General features: G+C 61.9%; 17 protein-coding genes and 1 pseudogene. 3 read left to right on the top strand and 15 right to left on the bottom strand.

The window, feature by feature from the left end; translation table 11 throughout:
- Positions 1-38: 38 nt before the first annotated feature.
- The 7 genes from AC1DWP_RS10495 to AC1DWP_RS10465 form a co-directional block, all read right to left on the bottom strand.
- Positions 39-998: an alpha-ketoacid dehydrogenase subunit beta gene (locus AC1DWP_RS10495; protein WP_477614404.1), complete on the bottom strand. Its 960-nt coding sequence runs from the start codon at positions 996-998 to the stop codon at positions 39-41.
- Between the two features lie 8 nt (positions 999-1,006).
- A complete protein-coding gene (locus AC1DWP_RS10490; protein WP_477614403.1) occupies positions 1,007-2,122 on the bottom strand; it encodes a thiamine pyrophosphate-dependent enzyme in 1,116 nt (371 codons plus the stop codon).
- Positions 2,123-2,206: 84 nt separating this feature from the next.
- Positions 2,207-2,560: a nuclear transport factor 2 family protein gene (locus tag AC1DWP_RS10485; RefSeq protein WP_477614402.1), complete on the bottom strand. Its 354-nt coding sequence runs from the start codon at positions 2,558-2,560 to the stop codon at positions 2,207-2,209.
- The gene (locus AC1DWP_RS10480) at positions 2,557-3,621 is read right to left on the bottom strand and encodes a Leu/Phe/Val dehydrogenase (protein ID WP_477614401.1); all 1,065 of its coding nucleotides are present in this window, start codon (positions 3,619-3,621) and stop codon (positions 2,557-2,559) included. The genes AC1DWP_RS10485 and AC1DWP_RS10480 overlap by 4 nt, the downstream gene beginning before the upstream one ends.
- 65 nt (positions 3,622-3,686) lie before the next feature.
- A complete protein-coding gene (locus tag AC1DWP_RS10475; protein WP_477614400.1) occupies positions 3,687-5,444 on the bottom strand; it encodes a hydantoinase B/oxoprolinase family protein in 1,758 nt (585 codons plus the stop codon).
- Positions 5,441-7,558 carry a hydantoinase/oxoprolinase family protein gene (locus AC1DWP_RS10470; RefSeq protein ID WP_477614399.1) on the bottom strand — a complete coding sequence of 706 codons (2,118 nt, stop codon included), beginning with the start codon at positions 7,556-7,558 and terminating at the stop codon, positions 5,441-5,443. Before AC1DWP_RS10470 ends, AC1DWP_RS10475 begins: the two co-directional genes overlap by 4 nt.
- A 553-nt stretch (positions 7,559-8,111) precedes the next feature.
- The gene (locus tag AC1DWP_RS10465; protein WP_477614398.1) at positions 8,112-9,104 is read right to left on the bottom strand and encodes a LacI family DNA-binding transcriptional regulator; all 993 of its coding nucleotides are present in this window, start codon (positions 9,102-9,104) and stop codon (positions 8,112-8,114) included.
- 83 nt (positions 9,105-9,187) lie between these two features.
- On the opposite strand from AC1DWP_RS10465, the gene hisD reads away from it, so the two are divergent.
- The 3 genes from hisD (at position 9,188) to AC1DWP_RS10450 (ending at position 12,090) form a co-directional block, all read left to right on the top strand.
- Positions 9,188-10,489, top strand: coding sequence for a histidinol dehydrogenase (hisD, locus tag AC1DWP_RS10460; protein WP_477614397.1), 1,302 nt, complete (start codon positions 9,188-9,190; stop codon positions 10,487-10,489).
- A 14-nt stretch (positions 10,490-10,503) separates the two neighbouring features.
- Positions 10,504-11,265 carry an SDR family NAD(P)-dependent oxidoreductase gene (locus AC1DWP_RS10455; protein ID WP_477614396.1) on the top strand — a complete coding sequence of 254 codons (762 nt, stop codon included), beginning with the start codon at positions 10,504-10,506 and terminating at the stop codon, positions 11,263-11,265.
- A 93-nt stretch (positions 11,266-11,358) separates the two neighbouring features.
- On the top strand, positions 11,359-12,090 hold the full coding sequence (locus AC1DWP_RS10450) for a GntR family transcriptional regulator (RefSeq protein WP_477614395.1): 732 nt from the start codon (positions 11,359-11,361) through the stop codon (positions 12,088-12,090).
- Between the two features lie 94 nt (positions 12,091-12,184).
- Here the strand turns inward: AC1DWP_RS10450 and AC1DWP_RS10445 are convergent, their stop codons facing one another.
- From AC1DWP_RS10445 to AC1DWP_RS10410, 8 genes and pseudogenes are all read right to left on the bottom strand, one after another.
- Positions 12,185-13,096, bottom strand: coding sequence for an oligopeptide/dipeptide ABC transporter ATP-binding protein (locus AC1DWP_RS10445; protein WP_477614394.1), 912 nt, complete (start codon positions 13,094-13,096; stop codon positions 12,185-12,187).
- Positions 13,093-14,901: a dipeptide/oligopeptide/nickel ABC transporter permease/ATP-binding protein gene (locus AC1DWP_RS10440; RefSeq protein WP_477614393.1), complete on the bottom strand. Its 1,809-nt coding sequence runs from the start codon at positions 14,899-14,901 to the stop codon at positions 13,093-13,095. Before AC1DWP_RS10440 ends, AC1DWP_RS10445 begins: the two co-directional genes overlap by 4 nt.
- The gene (locus AC1DWP_RS10435) at positions 14,898-15,575 is read right to left on the bottom strand and encodes an ABC transporter permease (protein ID WP_477614620.1); all 678 of its coding nucleotides are present in this window, start codon (positions 15,573-15,575) and stop codon (positions 14,898-14,900) included. Before AC1DWP_RS10435 ends, AC1DWP_RS10440 begins: the two co-directional genes overlap by 4 nt.
- A gap of 39 nt (positions 15,576-15,614) precedes the next feature.
- Positions 15,615-15,830 (bottom strand): annotated as a pseudogene (locus tag AC1DWP_RS10430) (ABC transporter permease); the annotation flags it as partial.
- A 25-nt stretch (positions 15,831-15,855) separates the two neighbouring features.
- Positions 15,856-17,415 (bottom strand): ABC transporter substrate-binding protein, encoded by a 1,560-nt coding sequence (locus AC1DWP_RS10425; protein ID WP_477614392.1) that lies wholly within the window; start codon positions 17,413-17,415, stop codon positions 15,856-15,858.
- Between the two features lie 305 nt (positions 17,416-17,720).
- Positions 17,721-18,848 (bottom strand): alanine racemase, encoded by a 1,128-nt coding sequence (locus tag AC1DWP_RS10420; RefSeq protein WP_477614391.1) that lies wholly within the window; start codon positions 18,846-18,848, stop codon positions 17,721-17,723.
- A 79-nt stretch (positions 18,849-18,927) separates the two neighbouring features.
- Positions 18,928-19,887: a carbon-nitrogen hydrolase family protein gene (locus AC1DWP_RS10415; protein WP_477614390.1), complete on the bottom strand. Its 960-nt coding sequence runs from the start codon at positions 19,885-19,887 to the stop codon at positions 18,928-18,930.
- 921 nt (positions 19,888-20,808) lie between these two features.
- Complete coding sequence (locus tag AC1DWP_RS10410) at positions 20,809-21,360, bottom strand: hypothetical protein (protein ID WP_477614389.1); 552 nt, start codon at positions 21,358-21,360, stop codon at positions 20,809-20,811.
- Positions 21,361-21,440 lie beyond the last annotated feature (80 nt).

The raw sequence follows: 21,440 nt of genomic DNA, 5'->3' as shown, positions 1-21,440 counted from the left end.
TGTGCTCCAGGGAGAGGCGAGGGGCGGCACGGGGAGGGTCAGTAGGTGAGGCTCCGGTCGCAAGCTTCGAGGAGCCGGTCGACGTTCGGCAGCCAGTCCTCTTCTAACCGGCTCGGCGGGTACGGGGTGTCGTATCCGGTGACCCGGAGGATCGGCGCCTCGAGCTCGTAGAACGCCTGTGCCTGGATGCGCGTTGCCAGTTCTCCGCCAATGCCACCGGTCTGCGAAGCCTCGTGGGCGATCACCAGGCGTCCGGTGCGGCGAACCGACTCGACCACCGTGCCGTCGTCGATGGGCGACAAGGACCGCAGGTCGATGACCTCGATCTCACGGCCTTCCTCCGCTAAGGTGGCGGCGGTCTTCAGAGCGATCGGCACGAGGGCTCCGTAGGTCACCAGTGTGAGGTCCCTGCCGGGACGGACAATCCGCGCCTTGTCCATGTCGAACGAGGCGGCGGTGAGATCCACCTCAGCCTTGGCCCAGTAGGAACGCTTCGGCTCGAGGAAGATCACGGGATCCTCCGACCGGATTGCCTGACCGAGCATGTCGTAGGCGTCATGGGAGTTCGACGGGCACAGGACCCGCAGGCCTGGAGTGTGGGCGAAATAGGCCTCCGGGGACTCGCTGTGGTGCTCGATGGCTCCGATACCGCCACCCACCGGGATGCGGATGACGACCGGAAGCGAGACCCGACCCTCGGAACGGTGACGGTACTTCGCCAACTGTGTGATGATCTGGTTCATCGCCGGAAACACGAAGCCGTCGAACTGGATCTCGCACACGGGCCGGTAGCCAGCCAGGGCGAGGCCGACCGCGCTGCCGACGATGCCGGCCTCGCCCAACGGGGAGGTCACGACACGCTCCTCGCCGAAGTCCTTCTGGAGGCCGTCGGTGATACGGAAGACACCGCCGAGCTGGCCGATGTCCTCGCCGATCAGCAGAACCTTGTCGTCCGCCTCCAACGCATTGCGCAGGCTCGCGTTCAGAGCATGGGCCATCGCCGTGATCATCCGTGCTCCCCTTCTCCGGTGGCCACGAAGGCCAAGTGCTCGTCCATCTGCCGCGCGAGGTCGCGCGGGATGCTGGCGAGGGTGTTCACGAAGGGGTCGCCGGGTGCGGGGACGGGGAGTGCCCGACATCCGGTGCGCAGCCTATCGGCGAGGCGCTCCTCTTCCTGGGTGAGGGCGTCGATGAAGGACTCATCGAGCTGCAGGGCCGTGCCTGAGGTGAGCAGGGTGCGGAGGCGATCGATCGGATCGCGAGACGCCCATTCGTCGTTCTCCGATCCGCTGCGGTAGCGCAGGTCGTCGTCCGAGGTAGTGTGCGGGTTGCGGCGGTAGGTAACGGCCTCGATCAGGGTGGGACCGTTGCCGGCGCGTGCGTTGGCCAACGCTTGATGGGTGGCGGCGTGGCAGGCGATTACGTCATTTCCGTCGACGCGGACGCCGGGGAAGCCGAAGCCGCGGGAGCGCTCGGCGGCTGGTATCCGGCTCTGGACCGAGAAGGGAGCTGAGATCGCCCACTGGTTGTTCTGGCAGAAGAACACGACGGGCAGGTTCTGCGCGGCCGCCCAGACGAAGGACTCGTTGGTCTCACCCTCGCTGAGCGCTCCGTCGCCGAGGAACACCAGCACCGCGCGGTCACGGGTCGGGTCGCCTGTGCCCACGTCACCGTCGCGGATCATACCCATGGCGTATCCGACCGCGTGTAGGGTCTGAGCTCCGATCACGAGCGAATAAAGGTTGAAATTGCGCTCGTGTGGGTCCCAGCCGCCCATCGTAGTGCCGCGGAACAAGCCCAGCAGTTGCACCGGATCGACGCCAAAGCACCACGCGACGGCGTGCTCGCGGTAGGTGGGGAAGACTACATCCTGGGGCCTCAGCGCGGACCCGGCGCCAACCTGTGCGCCCTCCTGACCGAGCATCGAGGGCCACAGGCCGAGCTCGCCCTGGCGTTGTAGCGCGATCGCTTCGGTGTCGATGCGGCGCGCCAGCACCATGTCGCGGTATGCCGCCCGCAGATTCAGTGCGGCCTCGCCGGTGGGCACACGGTCGTCGGTTCGCAAAATGCCCGCGCTGTCGAGTACCGACCACGGCCCGGTGGCTGGCAGCTGGTTCGTCACGGTGTTGGGCTCCTTCGTCGATGCGGCCATGAGAAACTTTCGCAATGGGGGACCGCTACCGACGGCCCCCACCAGTCGACATCACTACACCGCGGGCACATCGAAGTAGGTGCGACGTTCCACGATGAGCTCATTCCTGAAGTCGAAGAAGTCAGAGAACCCGATCGACACCGACGTCCCATCCTTGAGGTTGCCGGTGAACACGCCTTGTACGGCGACCCTCTCTCCGGAGCAGATCATGCTGTTGATTCGATGGGCACCTGTAGCGATCACGCGTTCTTGGCGGTAAAAGTTGAGAATGCTTTCTCGACCGACGAGTGACCGATAGCCCGGTCGGCTGTACACGGCGTCCTCCGCAAAGAGACTCGCAACGTCGGTGGCGCCTCGGTTATCCACGGTCTCGTAGTATGTCGTGGCCAGCGTCTTGGAACCCTTCATGGCGCGAAGACGTTGTGCCCAATGGGCCGCTTCGAGAGCCGCACCTGCTCAAGCAGTTCTCTCGCTTCCGCATGTGCGGCGCTCACGGGCGTGATCGAATTGCGTCTTGCCCGTTCGAGGAGCCGTTCCACCCGCTGGCCGATAGCAAGTACGGCATCGGTCGTGGTGAGGTGGTCCCAGCCCTCGGCCAAAGCATGAACGTGAATGACACCTCCAGAATTGGCCACAAAATCTGGGACGAACAGGATTCCCCGCTCCGCCAGAAGCTCCGCATCGCTCGCAGCATTGAGAGTGTCATTGGCGCCACCGGCAACGACCTTGCACTGCAGACGTGGGATGTTCTCCTCGTTGAGTACCCGTGCTATCGCGCATGGTGCGAAGACGTCGCAGTCATGGTCGATCACGGCATCAAGTGTCACAGCCGTGCCGCCCAACTCCCGCGCAAGATCCTGCGCTCGCGCAGGATCCACGTCGGAGACGTCCACGTGTGCGCCCGCGGCCTTCAGCTGGCGCGCCAGGGAGGCTCCCACATGTCCTACGCCCTGCACCAGAACGCTGATGCCCTCCAGACTCGACGCTCCTAGGTGGACGCGAGCGGCACCTTCAATCGCCGCGAAGACTCCGAGAGCAGTCCATGGCGAGGGATCCTCATCGGCACACCGAGTGCTAGCGCCGACCGCTGCCATGGCACGCATGTCGGCTGGATTGGTTCCCATGTCAACGCCAGGCACGTAGCACCCGCCGAGGTCGGCAACAAATTCACCGAATCTCGTGATGAGTTGGGCCCTATTGTCAGCTTCGCTGCTCGAGATGATGACAGACTTGCCCCCGCCATATGGGATACCGGCCAGAGCGTTCTTCAGTGTCATCGCCGCGGCCAAACGCTGGGCCTCTTCGATCGCGCTGCCGAGAGACCGATACTCCTTCATCCGAACACCACCGAAGCCCGGCCCAAGAGTGGTGTCATCGATCGCGATCACCGCTCTCAGGCCGATGCGATCGTCTATACAGATGACGGTGCGCTCGGCCGTCAGTTCTTTCGGGGGATCATCAAGTCGCATTTGGTGTGCCTCCAGCACGTCAACGGCCCGTCCCGGCCGCGAATTCTAGAACCTGTTTGATGCGTCTAGTGAGCAGAAAGTCCTGCACACATGGTTGCTTCCGATGCTTGACGGCGGACGTGCTGCGTTTCGTCCTCATTCACAACGTCGCCGTCGATCGCAACCCCGTAGACAGCGCGCGCTTGCTGCGTCGATACCTTGCCATCCAGCACGTCCTCCAAGACCGCCCCTGGATCACGCTCGTAGGGATCGCCGAAACCTCCGCCCCCGGCGGTGGCATGCCAGAGCACAGTCCCTCCGGGAATCAGTTCGAACGGTTTGGTGTCCAGTATTCGTTCCGCAGCCGAGCCCGGGTTGAGAACGTTGACAGAGGTAGACCCGGGTTGACCACCCTCTAGGCCATAGGGCGACGAGAACTTGCGGTCGGACCGGATCTGCATGGTGGCCTCAGGGCAGAGGAGCGTGAGCTGGCGTCCTACGGCGAGTCCCCCACGATAGGTACCCGCACCCCCGGTGTCGGGTACGTACTCGTAGGAGTTGACGCGCACATGTCCCGATTGCTCCAGCTCTTCGACTGGGATGTTGGCCATGTTGGCCCCGAGAGGACTGATGCCGTCGTTGCCGTCGCCCGATCGGGTTGCTCCCCATGAGCCCATGAAGAAGTCCCAGAGGATTACTTGTGAGCCGTCGCGTTCCGTCACCCCGAAGGCCACGGAGCCTGGCCCGCCGTCGCCGGCTGCCGGCACCCGATCGGGCATCGCTGTCGCCAGTGCTCCGAGTACAAGGTCGACCAGGCGATAGGCAACCAGCCCGCGAGCCCCCCTGGCCGAGGGCCGATTCGCATTAAGGATGGACCCGTCAGGAATGGTGAACATGAACGGTCGATAGAAGCCACTATTGGCAGGGATGTCAGATCCGAGGGCGCCTTGCAGGGCGGCGTAGGAGCCGGATCGAGTGAATGAGCTCGTGGCATTGAGCGCGGACGCTACTTGCGGCGAGGAACCCGTGTAGTCAAAGTGGATACTCGTCCCCTCAATAGTGATGCGGACCTTGAGTGGGATCGGGCCACCACCGACGCCGTCCTCGTCGATCTGATCACTGAACTCGTAAACACCATCGGTCACGCGTGACAACGCGTCCCTGACCAGGGCTTCGGAGTAGTCGAGCAGCTGCTCGCACAGCTCGTCGAACTTCGTTCGCCCGTACCTCAGTGCGAGTGCCTGCATGCCGGTGGCTCCCGAATGGCAGGCCGAGAGCTGCGCGTCAAGGTCACCGGTGAAGAGCTCAGGCTCGCGCACATTGCGACGGATCACGCTATAGAGCGCTTCGTTCATGATGCCCCCAGCGACGATGCGCAGGGGGGGAATTTGAATTCCCTCGGCAAAGATGCTCGTGGACTGCGAAGCCATGGAACCGGGCGACCACCCCCCCACGTCGCTGTGATTGACAACGGTGACGGCGTACCCCAACAGGGCGTTCTCGTAGAACACTGGGGCCAGCACGAAGATGTCCGGCAGGTGCATTCCTCCCTTGCTCGGGTCATTCAGGATGAAGACGTCGCCGTCTGTCATGTCGTCGCCGAATTCGTCCAGGACAGCACTCAATGCGTCTGGAATGGATCCCAGATGGACGGGACAGGTGTTCGCCTGTGCCAGCGTGCGACCTTGGCTGTCGCACAAGGCCGCTGAGAAGTCCATGCTCGTGGCGACGATCTGGGAGTGCGCTGTGCGTAGGATGGTGATGGCGAGCTCGTCCGCGAGACCCGAGATCGCATTTCGGAAGACCTCGAAGGTAGCCGGGTCCTTGATCATCTGCTGCGTCATGCTGATGGCTCCTGTCCCTCGCCCCAAGTGATGACCAGGTTGTTCAGTTCGTCCAGGGCAACGGTGGCGCCTGGAGGGACCAATGTCGTGGCGTCCATGTCCTCGATGATCAAGGGGCCTAAAGTTTCGGTACGAGAGAGATGACCCCGGCGCATTACTGGCGTCTCGTAGACCCGGTCGAACTGACACGGTCTCGTTCGTACTGCATCCGGCTCGTCGAGAGCCGAGGACAGCACGCTCGCCATGGCGACGGCGTTCTCAACGAAGCCTCGCACTCTCAGGTTGACCACTTCGACGAGGTCGTCGCCGCCGCGACGCCCGTACGTCTTCTCATGTTCGGCATGGAATGCCCGTACGGAATGCGCAAGCGTCCGAGCGCTGATCGTGCCGCCGGCAACGGGGATCCTCAATTCGAACCTCTGACCGCGATACCGCATGTCGAAGAATCGCTCGACGTCGGTATTGGCGCCCTCTGCCGGGAGTCGGTCACGAACCACGGCCTCGAGCTCGATAAATGCCCGTTCGATGTCAGCCGCGTTCGAGAAACTCATACCCCAAGAGCGAGCAGCCTGGTACTCGGTGTCTGCCACCAACAGTCCGAGACTGCTGAAAAGGCCGGTATGTCTCGGTACCAACACCCGTCGCACACCCAGTTCACGCGCAAGGCTCGCCGCATAGAGCGGCCCGGCCCCACCGAAAGCGACGATAGTGGCCTCGCGGGGATCACGTCCGCGCTCGCTGGTAACGGCCTTGACAGCCGAGGTCATGTTCGACACAGCGATGTCGTACGCGCCCCGGGCGACATCAACCACCTCAGTGTCGATTGCCTCGCCAACCTGTCGCAGAGCCTCACCTGCTAGGCCGCGATCGATGGCAACTCGGCCCCCGGCGATGGCTTCGGGGTTGATGTAGCCGAGCACGACGTTGGCATCAGTCAGTGTTGGGAGTTGCCCGCCTCGCCCGTAGCAGGCCGGTCCCGGCGAGGAGCCTGCGCTTTCAGGGCCGACGTGCATGACGCCGGCCGCATCGGCGCTGATGATGCTTCCACCACCCGCGCCAACCTCGGCGATGTCGATCGATGGGACACGGATTGTGTACCCGGCGCCCTTGCCCATGGAGCGAGTGATGTTCATCCCGGCGCCGACTTCGTAGTCACTCGCGACGAACGGGGTGCCATTCTCAATCAGCGATGCCTTCGCCGTCGTTCCACCCATATCGAATGCGATCACGTTGTCGAGGCCCATGATCCGCGCCAACTTCTGTACGGCGATCACCCCAGCCGCCGGCCCGGACTCGATGATCTGTACGGGGCTCTCGACCACGCTGGCAGCATCGAGAAGTCCTCCCGATGATTGCATGATCGAGAAGGGCGCGTTGATCCCTTCCGTGATCAGATCCGACTTGAGGTCGTTCACATACTGGCGAACGACAGAGCCGACATAGGAGTTCACAACGACGGTGCTCGTTCGCTCGAACTCGCCCTGTTCAGGCGAGATGTCCACGGAGGCACTCACGTACACGTCAGGCAACAGGCGCCGCAGCTCGCCGGCCACGAGTCGCTCCTCGTCCGGGCGAACGTGTGAGTTGATAAGGCACACAGCCACGGCTTCGATGCCGTCCTCCTGCATTCGCTTGGCCAGTTGCCCGAGTTCAGCCAAATCGATCGGCGTCAGAACCCGGCCCGCATGGTCAATGCGTTGAGCAAGCTCGTGGCGGTCACGGCGTCGCACCAAAGGTGTGGGCTTCCGCCACGACAGGTCGTAGAGCAGCGGCCGGCGAAGGCGGCCCAGTTCCAGGACATCTCTGAAGCCCTTCGTCGTGATGAGAGCGGTCTTGCCGCCTCTCCGTTCCAGGATGGCGTTCGTCGCCACCGTTGTGGCGTGAAGCACGGCCGTCACATTGTTGGGATCCGCGCTCGCTTCCGAGAGCGAATCAAGTACCCCTGAGATAACCCCCTTCCCGAAGTTCGGGGGGGTGGACAGGACCTTCATAGGAGTCAGTCCGCCGTCATCCCTCAGTAGGAGCACATCCGTAAAGGTTCCGCCGATGTCGGCGGCCACGAGGTACGAGTCCTCGGCACCAGCAGCTGCGGGGCCGGCGGTTTCGTCAGTCATGAGGCTCCAAAGTGACGTGATCGAGTGGCGAGGAGGGAGCGGGTGCGTAGCCCGTCGTCCCGTTAGTACATGTTGCGGCACGTCTAAGATATTGTCAACACATTATTGAGATATCTCGGTCGGTTGGAGACACAGACTGCCTCTCCGCCGCAGAGGGCCACAGGATCGCGATAAGGGGGACCGAGGCGTCTCCCATTGCGGGCACCGTGGTACCTCGACTTCGCCGGGCCCAGGACGACGGGGCTCGCGACCGACTGACACTCACAAGGAGCGCTCGTAAGTGCTGGCTCGTTCGCCGCTCGAGGGCCTATCGGCATTCCCCGCCTCCGAACGGGATGGGCTCTCCTCTGGCCCGACCCAACGGTCTCGTCCAACTCGGCACCCGACATGTCGGGGACCAACAGCCTGGGGGCGACCACCGCACTGTCCAAGGCAGACCCTAAGACCCCCCGGGACGTTTCTTGGCGTCCGCAGATTCAATCTCTAGGTCGATACCTGGCTAGGCGCTGAAGCGAGAGCCTCGCAGGTCAACGAGTTTCTCCACTCGCCATCGTCACGATGGCTTTGCGTGGGTACTGCGGTGTACCAACGTTGTTGGGATGACCACATGCCTTGCCGGATCCCCATTGAGTGTCTCAAGCAGCAGATCCGTCGATGCGTGCGCGAGTGCGCCGAGATCGCACCGAATGGTCGTGAGATCAATCAGACCCCAGGACGCCATACTGATGTCGTCGAAACCCACTATGGTCAAATTCTCTGGCACCCGTATTCGAAGTTGGTGGGCAGCCGCGAGGCCTCCGATCGCCAGTACGTCGTTGCCGCACACGAGGGCGGTCGGGCGTCGCGGCCCGCTCAACAGGTCAAGAGCCGCCGTCATACCGGCCGCATAGGTGTAGTCCACGCGTCGCACGTGCTCACGCCGGATGTGCGCGCCCGTCTGCCGCAGGCCAGTCCTTATGCCCAGGCTCCGCTGGCGGCCAGTGGAGAACTGAGTGGGACCTTGGATCGCTCCCACTTGACGATGACCGAGATCGCCGATGAAGCGGCCGAGAGCGCGGCTCCCTCCAAAGTTGTCGAAGCTGCAGCTGCTCGAGTTCGGTAGATCCATCGTGCGATTCACCAGAACATGAGGCATACCCGCCTCGTCCAGATCTCTGCTGAGGGTGGAGCGACGAGATACCGTGCAAAGCAGCGCTCCGTCATAGGACCCGTCTGACAGAGTGGCCAACATCCACGAATCCGCCTGCCGATCCGTTATCAGGACCATCTGGTACCCGCGGAGGTTGAGGTGTTGCCGCAAAGGTTCCACAAGTTCGGGGTAGTACGGGTTAGTCAACTCCTCGGCCACCACAGCAATTCGTCCCGTCTTGCGAGTGGCGAGCGTTCGACCTGAGGCGCTGGGGACGTATGCGAGTTCCGCTGCCGCGGCCCGGACTCGTTCGCGCACCTCGGCGGACGTGCCCGGCAGATTCCTAAGTGCCCGGGAAACGGTGGGCTGCGATACGCCTGCCAGGCGGGCGACGTCATGACCCGTTACTCGTGCCACCACGCCTCCTATTGCCAAGTATACGTATACAGCCGATGCTACCAGCGTATGTCATCGAGAGACGGCCCGGAGAGAAGGTAACAATGAAGCATCTGAAGAAGGCAGCGGCAGCGCAGAGTCACGCGCCTGGAGCGGCCTCCGTGCCGCAAGTGGTAGCGGACATCATCGCGGACATCCGAGAGCGCGGTGACGAGGCTGTCCGCGACTACTCCGAACGCTTCGATAACTGGAGCCCCGAGTCCTTCAAGTTGGATCCGGCCCACGTGGAAGAGCTGGTTGCTTCAGTCCCGCGGCAGACGATCGACGACATCATCGCTGTCCAGACGCGGGTCCGGCGTTTCGCCCAGTTCCAGAGAGAGTCCTTGAAGGACTTCGAAGTCGAAACGGAACCCGGCGTCCTGCTCGGTCAGCGGAACCTGCCCGTAGCAGCGGCCGGGGCGTATGTTCCCGGTGGACGGTATCCCCTCGTGGCTTCGGCCCACATGACGATCGTGACCGCGAAGGTTGCTGGCGTTCCGCACGTCACTGCTTGCACCCCTCCGTTGCGCGGAGAGATTCCCGCCGCCACTGTCGCAGCCATGCACTTGGCCGGTGCAGACGACATTTTCATCCTGGGCGGCACTCAGGCGATCGCAGCCATGGCCATCGGCACTCAGCACATTCAGAAGGTCGACATGCTGGCGGGTCCAGGCAACGCATATGTTGCGGAAGCAAAGCGGCAACTCTTCGGAGAAGTGGGCATTGATCTCTTCGCGGGTCCGACCGAGACACTAATCATCGCTGACGAAACGGCCGACCCGTTCGTTGTTGCGGTGGATCTCCTTTCGCAGGCCGAGCACGGACCTGACTCGCCAGCGGTCCTCATCACCACGTCAATTGACATAGGCCAACGCGCTCTGTCATTTGTCGACACGATTCTCGAGACTATGCCCACCCGTGACTTCGCGCTTCCCGCCTGGCGGAACCATGGCGAAGTCATCGTCGTTCCGACGCTGAAGGCCGCATACGCCCTCGCCGACGATTACGCGTCTGAGCACGTTCAGATTCTGACGTTCAATCCCCGAGAAGCGCTCGAATCGATGACCAACTATGGCGCCATGTTTCTGGGCGAGGGAACCTGTGTCTCGTACGGCGACAAGGTCATCGGAACCAACCACACCTTGCCAACTCGCGGCGCAGCTCGGTACACGGGTGGACTGTGGGTCGGCAAGTATCTGAGGACGGTCACGTATCAGGAAGTAGTCGATCGCGGCACGAGCGCTGAGCTCGGACGGCTGTGCGGCCGAGCGTCCCGCGTTGAGTTCTTCGAGGGTCACGCGCGATCAGGCGATGTGCGTGCCCACAAGTACGCCGGTGATGAGCTTCCCTGGGCGCCTGTCCAGTGACACCAACGACAGGAATGCAGAGCCCCGCGGGCCAGACGGCCCTGATCACGGGAGCAGGCGATGGGCTTGGCCGAGCCATTGCGCGCCGGCTAAACGAGGCCGGAATGCGAGTAGTCCTGGTAGGCCGGACGATGGAGAAGCTCGAGGAATCGGCTTCCTCGATGGAAGGGAGCGTTCGCGTGGAGCGTTGCGATACGTCTGATCCCGGATCGGTGGAGGAACTCGCCGCGCAACTTGGCCAGGAGACAATTTCCGTCCTCATTAACAACGCTGGAGTGGCCGGTCCAGTGTCCCCCTTGGTCGATATCGACCCCACGGCGTGGGACGAAGTGTTCGCAGTCAATGTTCGGGGGGTCTTCCTGATGTGCAAGTCGTTTATTCCACCGATGGTCGCCCGTGGGCACGGTCAAGTGATCAACCTCGCCTCCGTCAGCGGAAAGAGACCGTTGGCCAACAGAACCCCGTACACGGCGTCAAAGATGGCTGTCATCGGGCTGACGACTACGCTCGCATTTGAAGTAGGGCCACGTGGAGTGATGGTCAATTCATTGTCACCGGGACCCGTGGACGGCCCACGCATGGAACGAAACTTCACCCTCGAGGCTGAGCACTCTGGTCAAACAATCGAAGAGGTCGCGAAGAGCTTCACCTCCCGCGCCGCCCTAGGCAGGATGGTTACCGAGCAAGAGGTGGCCGAAGCCGCGCTCGCCATGCTGAGCATGTCAGGCCTGTGTGGAGCAGACGTTGATCTCTCAGCAGGAATGGTGGCTCGGTAGCAAAGCGTCCAAGTGCGTCGCGGCACCCTTCCTCGCAACTGTGTCAATCGAGTGTATTGGCACACCAGTCCGCCGGTCTGTCATACTAGACACGTGATTCTGCCTGCGATCCTCGCGCGCCCAGCCGCGCTCGCCAACCAGACCGAGACGGTGTACTGGACGATCAAGCGACGCATCATCGAAATGGATCTGCCGCCTGGGGGACAGTTCACTGAGTCAACGTTGGCGAACCAATTCGGGACGAGCAAGACCCCCGTCCGCGAGGCTCTCGTCAGGTTGCATCGAGATGGGCTTGTCCAAGCCGTCCCCCGCTCTGGGTACCTGGTGACACCAATAACCCTGCGCTCCACGCGTGAACTCGGCGAGTTCAGATCCATCCTTCAACCGAAAGCCGCTGAGATGGCGGCTTTGCGCGGTCTACCCGCAGAGAGCATTGTGCGCTTGCGTGAACTAGCTGAAGGCCCCCTATCCCAGCCCTTCGAATCCGAAGATGAGCTTGAGAGATACCTTCGCGCACACTTCGAGTTCGACTCGATCATCATCAATGGCGCCGGAAACTCGCGACTCGCCGCGGTCGCGGTCGCGGTGCTTGACGACATGGAAAGAGTCATGAGGTTGGTCTTGCGACTCATCCCCTGGTCGACCACTCGAGTTGCGGAGCGCGGAGCAATAGTTGACGCGATCGAAAGGCGTGATCCGGAGGCAGCCTTCACTGCAATGCAGACTCGAACGGCGAATTCCCTCACGGAGAATATTTCCGTTTTGATGAACAGTGCGGACATCAGCGATGCGACGATCAGTCTCCCCGCGGCGCAAGCCCTCTAGAGGGATTGCGCCCAAGCAGAAGCGCATAGTCATAAGCGGACTCGTCGCTGCGGCGATCTGAACGCACATGACAGTGGCCGTCCCTGTCAGGAGATCAACCGACGTCGAGGGAACTGGCAAAGTGGCAAGCGGCTCGGTGCCGTCGCTGTGTTGCGTTGATCGCTGGATCCACCTCCTCGCATATTGAGCGATCATCGAACGCGATCGGACCAACAGGGCAGCGGCGGTGGAAGCGACAACCAGACGGCGGTTCTCGGGGGTCCGTCGGCTCGCCGATGGCCCGAAACCCTTCGCGCTTGTTCCCAGGGATAGCCGCGAGCAGCGCTCGCGTGTACGGATGCTGGGGGTCAGCAAACAGGCAACTCGTCTCCGCGACCTCCACCACCTGGCCGAGATACATGACCGCAGTGAGGTCGCACACCTGTCTGACGACCGCGAGGTCGTGAGAGATAAAGAGGCCAGCAAACTCAATCTCGTCCTGCACTTGGAGCAGTGTCCGCAAGATTTCGGCTTGGATGGATACGTCGAGAGCCGCAGTCACCTCGTCGAGAACAAGGACCGACGGACGCACGGCTAGGGCACGACCTATTGCGACGCGCTGACGCTGCCCACCAGAGAGTTCGTGCGGATAGCGGGCCACCAAACCGGTATCCAAGTGCACCAGCTGGGCTAGATCGTTGACCGTCATGGGCGCTGGAGAGAGTCGCAGGGCCTCCCTGAACATCTCGAGGACCGTCATCCGAGGATTAAGGGATGAGTATGGGTCCTGAAAAACCATCTGGATACCATTCTTGCGACTCAGCGCGTCACCCGTGATCGTGCCGGCTACGGGAGTGACAAGGCCGCTAATCGCTCGGGCAACTGTTGATTTCCCGGAGCCAGATTCGCCCACCAACCCCAATGTGCGCCCCTTCTCGAGAACAAACGACACGTCACTGACAGCTGTGAACCGTGACTGTCTCTGCCCATATTCGATCTTCAATCCGTCAGCGACGAGTGCGCTCATCGAGATGCTCCTGAACTCTCTTCGCTCTTGTAGCCCAGGTCATCAACAATCAACCTTTTCCGCCGAGCCACGATTGGCCCATCGATGTCTGGCACCGCCTTAAGCAAACTTCGCGTGTAAGGATGTTCTGCAGACTCCAGTTCGGCCACAGACAGTTCCTCGACGATTTCCCCGTCCCGCATGACAATGACGCGGTCGCAAATCTCCCGGATCACCCCGAAGTCATGGGATATGAAGAGGATCCCCATCTGGTGCTGACCTTGTAGCCGGCGGAGCAGTGCGAGGACTTCGGCTTGAATGGTGACGTCCAGAGCCGTCGTTGGCTCATCGGCGATGAGTAGGGATGGCTTAGTCATGAGTCCCATCGCGATAACCACTCGCTGTCGCATGCCTCCCGACAATTGGTTCGGGTACATCCGTAGGATCCGCGGCCCGCCCGTAAGCTGCACTTCTCTCAGCGCTGCCAACGCTCTCCCTCGGGCCTCTCGTTTTGACAGGCCGAGATGTAGACGCGATGCCTCCGTCATCTGACGACCCAGACGCATCGACGGCGTTAGAGCTGCCATCGGATTCTGGAAGACGGTCGCGATTTCTGTCCCTTTGAACTTGCGCACGTCTGCGCTGGATGAACCAAGTAGATTTACGCCGGCCATCTGAAGCCGGTCAGCGGTAACCGCGCCCGGAGCAGGGACCAGACCCGCTATGGCGGACGCGGTCATACTCTTCCCGCTCCCGGATTCACCTACAACGCCGACGACCTCGCCGGCATTTACGTGAAAACTGACCCCGCGGAGGACTCGTTGCCCCGCGAAGGTGACCTCGAGGTTCCGTACCTGTAGCAGGCGCTGCTCCCGATCCCCAGGCCATACTTCACTTTCGACGCTTGTCCGTGCTGTCCCGTGCGTCGGCGTAGCAGACTCGGACTCAGAGGGGGCCGCATGGCGGCCCTTGCTTGAGGTCCATCGCCGCGGGTCCATGCTACGCGCCCCACTTTCGCCGATGAACGCGAACATGATTCCGACGAGGGTGATTGCGCCCGCGGGTCCCATGATCACTACTGGGTCGGTGAAGATTCGATCGAGGTACTCGGCGAGGAGACTTCCCCAGTCGTAGCCGGGCGGTCGAACGCCCAGGCCTAGGAAGCTCAGTGCCGAAAGCGCGACCATCGCGTCGCCTACCCCAGTGGTTGTCTGGATCCACAGGGGGCCGGAAACGTTGGGTATGATATGTCGCCGCAGACGGCGTCCTCGGCTTAGGCCCAACAGCCTTGTTACGTGTATGTAGTCCGACTCGACGACCGAACTGGCGAGATTGAGCATTGTTCGCGCGTAGAGAGGGACGAAGGCTAAGCCGACTGCGATGACGGCGCTTGCGGTTGTTCGGTATAGAGCGCTGACGAAGAGTGCGACGACGATGGGGGGGAAGGCCAGCCACAAGTTCAGGCAAGCCGTCACCACCGTGCGCGTCCGCCCTCCCGTCATCGCGGCAATCAAACCGATTGCGTACCCGACCATTGCGGAGAATGCGATGGCGAGTGTGGAGAGGACGATTGTTAGTCGCGTAGCAGCGATTAGGCGTGCGAGTACGTCCCGACCGAGATCGTCTGTGCCCAGAAGGTGGTGTGCGCTCGGACCTTGGCGAGCGGCGATCGGGTCGAAACGGTTAGCTGCTTCGCCGGCCACAAGGGGTCCGGCCACGGCGGCAACCACGATGATGAGCACGAAAAGCGCCGCGAGCTGCCCAGACCTCGTCGAAAGGACTGCCTTCAAAGGACTTCTTGCCGGCGGAGAATTCGTTGGCGTCATCGTGAAACCCTCAATCGTGGATTCAAGGCGACCAGAATCAGGTCAACGATGGTGTTCACGAGCAAGACGCCGATGCCAACCAAGATGATTGTCGCTTGCAGGACGGGGTAGTCGCGCGTGTCGGTCGCACTGACCAGTGCCGTTCCGAGACCCGGCCACTGGAACACGTTCTCGACGATGACGCTTCCTCCCAGCATGTAGCCGAACCAGACGCCGCCTATCGTCAGGGCCCCGGTGATGACGTTTGGCAGGACGTGTCGAAAGTAGATGGACGCGGGCGGCAATTGTTTGCTGCGCGCAGTTTTGACGTATTCACTTTGGAGCGCGCTAAGCGCTTCGACCCTGACGATGCGGGACAGGATCGCAACGGCGGGCACCGAGAGGGCCGCGACGGGGAGAACCAGACCGCTCGGGGAGCCAGGGTCGGATACCGGAAAGATCGGGAATCTGACAGACAGAAGTGCCACCAAGCCCATGGCCAGGACATAGGACGGGATTGCTGAGAGCAGACCCGTAAGCGTCGTGAAGATGGACGCAAGAGACGAGCGCGATTCATCTTTGGTTGCTGCCGCCATGACCAGGCCGATCACGACACTAAGGATCGCCGTGACAAGGACGCTGCTGGCAGCGAGCTCGGCGGTCTTCAATGTTCGATCCGCCAGGATCGAGCTCACGGACTGCCCCGTGAAGGAGTCGCCGAAGCGGAGGGTGAAGACACCACCCAGTAAGTCTCGGTACCGCTCCAGTATGGGGTGGTTCAGACCAAGAGCTTGCCGGGCTCTTGTCACGTCAACTTGCGATGCTCCGGGCCCGAGCAATCTTGCCACGGGATCCCCAGGCATTGCTTGAACCAAGATAAAGGCCCCGGTCGCAAGCAAGAGGACTCCCCCGACGAGTCTGGCCAGCAACTTGCTGACCAGACTCGCCATCGTGCGAAACGACATGTGGTTTACCTCAGTCGACGCGTAGCGACGCGGGATCGATGTACTGGCGGTACGGCTTGACTGTGACTCCCTCTCGGGTGACCACCTTCGTGGCGTCGTAGTAGAGCGGGACCATAGAGACCCCTTCGTTGATCGCCTGCTGAGCCTCTGCCCACACCGCGCACGAGTCTTCAGGATTCATGTTGAAGGCCTGCTTGGCGAGCGCCGCGTATTTGTCGTTCTTCATGTACCCAGCGTTCGGAGACTTGGGGGACGTGAGGAACGGCGCGATCACTCCGGGATTGTAGACACCAGTCCAAGCACCGACCCAAATGTCGTAGTCGCCCTCCATTCGACGATCCAAGCCCGTCTTCTGGTCCACGTTCTCCATGTTGACCTTGATCCCGAGATCCGTCCATGCCTTCAGTACGTAGTCTCCGATGGGCTTGTTGGGTGCCGCGGCCCCTGTGACCAACACGTTGAGAGCGAGCTTGCGGGCGTCCTTGGTCCAACCATCTCCGCTCCGCGTCCATCCCGCCTGTTCGAGGTACTTGGTCGCGGCAGACGTGTCGTACGGAAGCAGTCCATTTGAACTGATGGAAGATTGACAAGATGCCTGCGGCAGCGCAGTGCTGTTGTGCGTCTGGTCCGGGGATCCGGTCGCGATCTGACTCATGCCCTTGGCGTCAAGTGACGACGCAAGAGCCCTTCGAACATTGATGTCCTGCGCCGGATTTGCCGCCTTCAGAAAGTTGAACTGAAGGTAGGTCGCGGAAGAAGGAACAGTCATGATTTTGAACTTGTCGGTCTGGAATCGGTCCGTCGCCCCCTGGGAGTTGAAGAAGCCGACCGCGATGCCTCCGCTTAGCATCAGGTTCGCCGCGGTAGTCTCGTTGTCGATCACCCGCACCTCGAGCGAGCTTGGGAAGCCCGCACCGCCAGCAGTCTCGCCATTCGGGCCCCATGAATAGCCACTGCGAGACTTAAATTGGTAGGACTGGCCGGGCTGCGCCTTAGTGAGGACGAACGGACCAGTCCCGAAGCTGTTGGTGGCAAGCTGACTGGGATTGTCTAGGCCCTTCTGGCAGATGATCCCAGGGTAGAAGGCCAGGTTCGACAGCAAAGGGCTGAACGGCTCCGGCAGGTCGAGCGTAACCTTGTTCTCGGCCTTATCTGTGCTGACCTTGTAGTCAACTGATCCGATAAAAGCTCCGGTCAGAGGGATCTTCGCGTTTGGATCCTTGAGGCGCTCGAAGTTCGCGGCGACAGTTTCAGCTGTCAGTTTGGTGCCGTCCGCGCATGTGATCCCGTCGCGGATCTTGAACGTGGCCTGAGTCGGAGTGACGTGCCATGACTCAGCGAGTTCAGAAACGACCTTTCCGTCCTGCTCTGCCACCAACGTGTCGTATGCGAGGCGCATCATGGGCCGTCCCCAGGCACCGGTGCTGGCCTGAGGGTCCAAGGAACCCGGGTCTGTCGGGACCTGGATAACAAGAGATGAACTCTTGCTACCGGCGCCTGATCCACTGCCACCGCATGCGCTGACAGTTAGCAGGACAACTGCCAGCAAGAGCAGCGTGACTCGCTTCATGGTCTCTCCTCGTAAAGATATGTGTGAACCGGGCTCTGTCGCTTGGATACCTCATGCCTGCAGCGCCGAGATTTGAGTACGCTAGCACGCAGGTTTGGTATCTCGCTAGAGGGAATTGAGATCTTATGCTGCCCTGGGAGGGCTTCGTTGACTCAACCGACCCAGACGGGGAAGCGTTCGGCCGTTTGCCTGACAGGCCCGTACACGTCTACCAGGCACCTTGACGGCAGGGGCCGTTCTTAGCGGCTGCACAAGCAAGCGCATCTCAAGTGGAGCGCGTTCGCGGCGAGCACCCACCGACCCGGTCAGCGCCGAGAGACGGCGCTTCCGGCCAAGAATTGGAACTGGGTTGTCGAAAGTCCGTGCATCTCGGCCGCTTCGACGAGCGAGATGGCAGATTCGCCGCGACCTCCGACGAGCGCCAAGGCATCGCCGACGGACGCACTGGACTTGAGCCCAGACAAGTCGACCAAGGAGTTCAGCAAGGTTCGGGCGATGACAGGAACCCGCTCGCCATGCGTGACAACAGATTCGCTGGCTGATGGGCGAGGAGACAGGCCATCTAGCCACCCCAAAGGAAAGACCCCATAGGTGCCGGACGCCGGGACCATTACCCGCTCGCCGTAACCGAGTGCCAACTCCGTGGGCGCGCGTACCCGGGTGACTTGGATCAAGTGACTGCGCAATTCAGCGAGGACTGGCTTGGTCGGCACCTCGTCCGTCGAGTACAAGCCATAGAGCAGGCTTCCGGGATCCACAGCGTCATACGGAAGGTGAGGTCTCATAAGCATCGGCGCCGAGCTCGCGACCATGCTCAATACCGGTCCGGGCAACGCATCTCGAACCTGACGTAGGAGCGCGTCGAAGCGCAAGACGCCCGCGTCAAGCACCGTGGGCTTCGGCTTACCGAAGTGCGTGTACACCCCCACGCACGTCAGACGATCTTGTCCCTGGACGGCACGAAGGACCCGTTCCAGTTGTGGCGCCCCCAAGCCGAACCGCCCGCCCCCGAAGTCCACCTCGACGAAGAATCGGCCCTCCGCTCCACTCTGCAGCAGCACTGCCAGCGACTCTTCGCTGTTCACGGTAACTATGACGCCGCTGGAGACCAAGCCCGGCAGGAGCGAGGGTGGCGTGGACGAGAAGAGAAGCACCTCCGCTTTGGGCGCGAACTTCCGGGCGAAAAGAGCCTCGGAGGGCGTGCCGGCGCAGAACGAATCGATACCGGCCGCCACCCCTAGCCGCAGTGCGGTCTCGATGCCCAGCCCGTAACCCGATCCCTTGATGACCTGAAAGATGCGCGTAGAGGGCCTCAGAATCTTTCGAGCCTCATGGACGTTGTGAAGAAACGCCGAGAGGTCGGCCGTGCAGACGTTGTCGCGGTCATCGCAGGTTTGGATTGAAGACTGCTTCCGGTCAGCCTGCATTGTCATCACCGGCAACCTTGGCTGATCGTCGCCTCGGATCCCCTTCCCGGCGGCGAGGAGGCCCAAGCGGCTCTCAGCATGCTGATCACGGGTACGGTCGCGGATCAGTGATGGCGCCGTAGATCTCCGGCTGACGCACATGGAACATGTGCATGTCGGATCGCTGGCGAAACTGTCGATCGAGGTTCACGTCCACAACCAGCACACCCTCTTCGTCGAAGGGCAACTGAGCGACGACCTCGCCATCTGGCGCGATCGCACGCGTCCCCCCAACGTAGCCCCGCTCTGGATTGGAGCCGATCCCACTCACCATCAGGTACCAAGACATGTTCTCGACGGCTCTAGCCCACATCATGTGCTTCCAGTAGGCCTGGAAACCGTCGGCCGCGGCAGCGAGATTCAGCAGGTAGGTAGCGCCCATCAGCGTCTGGGCGCGAGCGACCTCCGGGAACGAGATGTCGTAGCAAATGTGCAGACCCACGGGGCCGTCCTTGGTCATCACCGGCGCCAGATCGCGACCTGGTGAGTACCTGGAGTGCTCGTCCGCAATGCCATTCAGGTACGGCCAGTTCGCGAGGTGTGTCTTGCGGTAAATGCCCGTAAGGCCGTCGTCGGGGTCGATGACGAGAGCAGCGTTGTACACGTCGCCAGGCATGCGATTGCCGCGCGCCACACAACCAAAAGCAATTGTCACCTGGAGTTCGTTCGCAAGGGTGATCATCTCTGCAACATGTGGATCAGACGCGTCGGGCGTCGTCGGGTACAGGGTCGCGAAGGGGCGATCCAGTGAAGTCCTCGTCTTGTCCACGACCCCGTAGCCCTGCAGAAAGACTTCCCCCAGCGCAACCATGGTGGCGCCATCGGCGGCTGCTTGCTTAATGCCCTGGATCGCGCGCTCAAGATTCGTGTCCCTAGGGTCGAACGTGGCGGTTGCAGACTCGAAGGCTGCCTGCACAAGCCCCACGCGCACGTTGCGATCGGACTCGAACGTGGACATGGCAGTCGGGTCGCTCGGAAGCACCTGTATGTCGTCCAGCTTCCCCATTTGCACTCCTTCAGGTAGAGGCGTATGCCATCGCTCGTTTGTAATATACTAACTTGCCACTTTGATGTCGTCAACGTGAGGGGCCTTCAAATACCCAGGCCGTTGCCCAAGCGACCAGCTCCGAACCTGCGAGACCGTAGATGGCCGCCTCTTGTGACAGCAGCACCGACAGCAACGCGCCCACGCACAACCAGCTGGAACCGCGCTTGAGGTACCAAAGGCGGCACCTTGTGGCGCTTCTACAGACCGACTGCGGCCGGCTGCCGACATCTGAGAATCGGAAGATCAAGGGCACGGGCGGTACAGCACCGAAGTACAGCAGACGGTGCGACGGGAGGTTGCCGCTCTACGCAGGCTGATGGTGGGTCTCAAGCACGACAGTTCCCGACGCCAGTGCCTGAAGTTCGGGACGATGAGCGTCCCAACATGTACGCCAATCCTGCACTGCGCCCAAGTGGACGAGCGCGCCACTCCCGCCAGCCTGTGGGCCGATCCCAAGGCCTTGGAGACCCGCATCCTAGAACTCGGGCTCCTTGGACACCCATGGAGTGAATGCGGTGCACCAGTCGTTGTCCGGGAGCACAACCCGGGCGCAAGCCACCTCGACGTCGGCGGCACGGGTGGTACTCATCCACGGCCTCTCACTGCCGCCGAGCAACTCGCATCGCGGCCATAGTCCTTCCCCGACAACGCGTGTCCCGACCCCAAACGAGAAGACGACTGCTGGATTGACCTCGCTTGGATCAAGGCGGCGCTCCGCGCCATTGGGTCCGGGGCCCCGATGGGGCCCCGCGCTTAGGCGCTTCGCGCCACGCGCACCCCACCGAACCCCGGCCCCTCGCAGATCGGCGAAGGAGCAAGCATTCCGTCATTTTCTGAGTTTTGCGCGCGAGAGGGCGTACCAGCTCAGGGAAGACGCTCTCAGGAAGCCGCCTCCGGCTTAGGCATCATCCGCGTCCATTGCACGTTCCACTTCTGACTGAAAAGAGTCAGACACTCCGGATCTAGCGTGCCCACGCGCGTATCCCACATCGTCGCGACAACGCGTTGATCCTCCATTTCCCCCGTTTCCTCCGCTGTAAACGTCCGAAGCTCGGGACGCAGGAGGGCAGCTGGCAGAGTGTAGGGCTGAGTCAGCATGACGTAGCTCTCACCCACCCCCTCAACATCCCCAAGGTACAGCGCCTCGTAGGGCTGGAGTTCGTACGCCTTGCTGCGCAGGAGATCGGCTCGGTCCTTCGGCAGCGCTTCCACACTCAAAAGGGGTAGGAAAGCCAGGTGCTCAACCCGCATCTTCCCATTCGACTTCTTGTCGATCGCGCAGCCGTGGCTGATCAACATCGCCGGACTGTGATCGAGCGACTGAGCGGCCATGGAGTCAGATACGCCAGCCCGCACGAACAGCAGCTTCTTGAAGACGTCGCCCTGACTGAGCCAAGCTGAGTGAGGCGCCAATCGGGCGTCCGCAGTCACCAGTCGAGGTCGGCGTCAGCCACTCGTACGAAATCCACGACGGTCACGTTCGAGGTGTCACCGAAATCGATGTCGGAGAC

This window comes from Pedococcus sp. P2_F6 (assembly GCF_056403675.1).
Note: the sequence above shows the minus strand (reverse complement) of the source record. Positions and strands in the feature narration are given on the sequence as shown.